This is a genomic window from Nitrososphaera sp. AFS, assembly GCF_009898475.1.
In the GTDB taxonomy this organism is placed as follows: domain Archaea; phylum Thermoproteota; class Nitrososphaeria; order Nitrososphaerales; family Nitrososphaeraceae; genus Nitrosopolaris.
The window spans coordinates 9,764-13,900 of record NZ_QURE01000117.1 but is presented as its reverse complement, the minus strand read 5'-3'; the positions used below and the strand labels follow the sequence as shown (position 1 = coordinate 13,900).

The window sequence follows — 4,137 nt, the reverse complement described above, 5'->3', positions numbered from 1 at the left end:
TCTCAGTTAATAAAGTGCTGGGAATGCTTCTGAGAGGTATTGATTGATTGACATTGCTAAAAACTATGCCAATGGCTAAAATGGCCGTGGTGGGCCTAAAAAAGTATAAGCGAATCATAGTTTCAATTCTTCACGACATCGGGGTGGTTCAGCTCGAGCCACTCTCCAAGGAAGCAGCATCGCTACTAAGGGGCGGACGAGAAGTTGACCCATACCGTGACGTGATTTTGTCAGACCAACTTCTTCGTATGAGGGCATTGAGAGTTGCACTACCTCCGAGTTCTGTATCGCAACGGCGCCAATTTCAGTCCACAGATGAAATCCTCAAGCTAGCGAGATCGATCGATATTGATAACAGGGTTGGACATCTTGAGAACGAAAAGGAAAGCCTTCTTACACAATTAAGTGAGATACAGAATAATTTGAGACTTCTCGAAGAGTTTTCATTCTTTCCCGAGGATTTGAGAATCTTGCAGTTGCATTCCGGGCAATCTTATTTTGGGCGAGCGAGTTCTGATAAATTCTTGGGATTTAGAAAGGCACTCGAAGAATGGAACAGCAAGTTTGCCCTGTACGTCCAGGAGCATAGGGAAGGTAAAGTAAGTAAAAAGGACAAAGGGAAAAAACAAGATAAGGAAGTTATGCACTTTGTGTTAGTAACATTCTCGAACTTCCCATCGCAGACACTTGCTTCGCTGGTTCAAGCCAATTCAATTAGCCTTGAACCAGTTCCTAAATTGAACGGGAATATCCAGAATATTATTCAAGAGCAAAGGGAGCAAAAGGAGCTAACATCAGGGAAACTCAATCATATAAAAGATGAACTCCGCGATATATCTGAAAAATACTACGAGAGCATAGTCAGCATCCAAGAACAGCTCGAAATAGAAAGTAAAAAACAGGAAATAACTGAAAATTTTGGTCTAAGCACAGATGCCTTCGCACTGGAAGGATGGATACCCAAGCCTAGACTCGAGCAGATCAGGATGACGTTGGAGCAACATGCGAAGGGCACTATTCTATTTAATTTAGAAACCAAGGAAAAGCCTCCTACATTATTGGCTAATCCAAGAAGATTTCGTGTCTTTGAGTCTTTTGTAAGATTTTACTCTCTGCCTTCAGGCGACGAGTTCGATCCTACCTTGATCTTCGGTATAATTTTTCCTATTTTTTATGGTATGATGCTTGGAGACATGGGATATGGTCTAGTCATACTCCTTGTTTCGATGTGGGTCATACGCCGCGTGGAGAAGGGAAAACGCAATTTAAATATCATGCCAAAACCTTTGCGGAATTTTGCCAAAACTATCGTTAAACCAATTCAGATGGTGAAATTGGCTAAGGCAATGATACCAGGAGCGATAATTGCAATAATATTGGGATTCTATTTTAATCTATTTTTTGGATTTCATATAAATGGCTATCTTTTCCACAATGCTCATGGTTTCGTACCTCGAAGCGGCACTTTTCTGGACCCAATAGGGACAACTGGATTGAAAAGATTGCTACTGGTGAGTGGTTATATCGGAATAGGCATGGTCTCCTTTGGATTGGTGCTTGGCATCCTTAACAATATAAGAGAGGCCCAAAATCGGCATATGATCGGAAAGATCGGTTGGCTTTTGTTTGGCTGGGGAATAGTCTTGACTGGTTTGGCCTTATTACACCATAGTCATGTCAACCCGATACGCCACGTTCAAGGAGTCATATATTTTGGACTGATATTCGCTGGAATTGGCTTGATGTTCTACGGCGAGGGCGTCAGGGCCATTATGGAGTTGCCTTCAATTATTAGTCACATCCTTTCTTATACCAGAATTGTTGGAATCTTATTAGCTTCAGTCATTCTCGCTGACGTGATTGACTTCATTTTTACTAGATCGCTACATCATGCTATCCCGATTATTGTCTTGGGAGTTTTGATCTTTTTCGTTGGACATATTTTTAACATAATATTGGGAGTGTTTGAACCAGGTATTCAAGGAGCGAGGCTGATCTATGTCGAATTCTTTTCGAAATTCTATCATGGAAACGGACGCCCATTCAAACCGTTTGGAAGTAATAGGAAATTCACATTGCAGGAATTTACTCATTCTACTTCCTCTTGACACCTGGTTTAGCACTATAACGAGTTTCGATTATCGCCTCGGGAAGTCCATACGCAAAATCGACAATCTTCCTAGCAAACGTCTATAATCATGTGTCTATAGAATCTTAACATGTCTCAATCGGTGATTGAAACGTACTTAAAATACAGAAGCTTAGGTGATATGCTGAAAGTCATCGTCTATTCGGCTCAATCCGCGCTTGGCTTGACGCCCATGCTATATCATATAGCACATCAAGGCCAAGACATCTTGTTCATTCAGGGGGGGGTTATAGTGCACTACGTGATTGAAGCAAACATGCCAAAGGAAAAATTCATCCAACTTAAGAGGTTTACCGGTGAATTTAGTTTTGTTGAAAGCGTTGGAACTGATGCGCAGTCGATCTATGTTCCTATACTGGAGCTAGAAGCATCTACACTGAAATTCCAGCTTTAGTGCATAAAAGACAACAAAGTCGGGACGCTACGGCATAGAATCAGCCTAAGTCAGTGCCTGAATCTTGTAGACTGGCCCTAATGCATTTAGCCTTTCTTTGCTTAAAGCAGAAGCCATTAGTACTCCGAAATTTGACGTTGTCGTCTTGTTTCAAAACTGTTCCAAGAATAAATTGAATAAATACTTAGACTTGCTAGACTTATGCAGTTCAAGATAGGTCTTTCGATAGCCGGGAGTGATTCAGGCGGGGCAGCTGGAATCCAAGCTGATCTTAAGACCTTGACAAACTTGGGCGTCTATGGATGTACCGCCATCACTGCAATAACCGCTCAAAACACTAAAAAAGTCACGAGCATCACAGAGCTTGACTGCAGGGCAGTTGCAGACCAGATTAATTCTACAATCCGTGACATACGTCCTAATTCAATCAAGATAGGGATGGTCTACAACAAAAAGAATATTCATGTAATAAAGGAATCACTAAGATCGATCCATGTTCCTATCATACTGGATCCCATCTTTGCAGCAGGGACAGGAGCAAGACTGCTGCTGCCAGATGCCTTAGAGACTTTCAAAAGAGAACTAATACCGCTTTCAACTGTTATAACCCCTAATCACTTCGAAGCCGAAGAAATAGTAGGATTCAGAATTAGAACCCGAAATGACCTGAAGAAAGCCGCAAATAGAATAAAAGATCTTGGAGCAAAGAACGTCATAATTAAAAGCATTCATTTATACAAACACAAGATTACAGATATTCTCCTAAGTTCAGAATCCAAATTTCTAGAAATCTCTAATAGCAGGTTGAAGATAGCCGAAATACATGGTTCCGGATGCAACTTCTCTGCGGCGGTTACTGCTTTTCTGGCAAGGGGCTATATAGTAACTAACGCGTTCGTTTTGGCCAACAAATACGCACAGGGTGCTATTCGAGACAACCTAAAAGTCGGAGCTGGCCTTGCTGTGGCACATCCTGCTTTTTCTCTATACGAAGATGCGAATCGATATTCTGTTTTGATGAAACTACGCGCTGCCTCAGAGACCGTTGAATCCATTGATCGATTCGGGGAATTGATACCAGAGACACAGTCGAATCTAGCATTTGCTTTGCCTGACGCTAATGAACTTAATGATGTTGCGGCCATCAAGGGTAGAATAGTGAAGTTCGGAGAAAGAGCTCTCTGTGCTTCACGAACCGTAGAATTCGGTGCATCCCGGCACGTTGCCTCAGCGGTTCTCGTGTACATGAAATCTGATCCACTAGTACGATCAGGCATCAATATCAAATTTAACAAGGACATTGAAAGAATCATTAGGTCTGACTTTAAGGTCTCTAGTTATGACAGGCGTCTGGAGGGTCATGAAACCTCAAGAAAGGAAGGCATGTCAATTCCTTGGGGTATAAAATTCGCCTTGGCAAGAAATCCCAAAGCCGAACTTATATATCATAAGGGATCTATTGGGAAGGAAGCAATGTGTATCATATTTGGCGAAGAACCTTCTGAGGTGGTTCTTAAGGCAAATAGGATATTAAAAAAGCTCAATATTTACACTGGCAGATAAGACTACAAACCTCCTTTAGTTTGATAACTAT

Annotated in this window: 3 protein-coding genes; all 3 read left to right on the top strand. The window is 41.6% G+C overall.

Translation table 11 applies throughout. The features are described 5' to 3' along the window. Nucleotides 1–47 precede the first annotated feature (47 nt). The 3 genes from DYY65_RS10530 to thiD all read left to right on the top strand — a co-directional run bounded on the left by DYY65_RS10530 (nt 48) and on the right by thiD (nt 4,106). On the top strand, nt 48–2,108 hold the full coding sequence (locus tag DYY65_RS10530; protein ID WP_201449462.1) for a V-type ATP synthase subunit I: 2,061 nt from the start codon (nt 48–50) through the stop codon (nt 2,106–2,108). A gap of 111 nt (nt 2,109–2,219) precedes the next feature. Continuing rightward, nucleotides 2,220–2,543, top strand: a complete 324-nt coding sequence (locus DYY65_RS10525; RefSeq protein ID WP_162477916.1) for a hypothetical protein — start codon at nt 2,220–2,222, stop codon at nt 2,541–2,543. A 201-nt stretch (nt 2,544–2,744) separates the two neighbouring features. Then, nucleotides 2,745–4,106, top strand: a complete 1,362-nt coding sequence (gene thiD / locus DYY65_RS10520) for a bifunctional hydroxymethylpyrimidine kinase/phosphomethylpyrimidine kinase (protein WP_162477915.1) — start codon at nt 2,745–2,747, stop codon at nt 4,104–4,106. Nucleotides 4,107–4,137 lie beyond the last annotated feature (31 nt).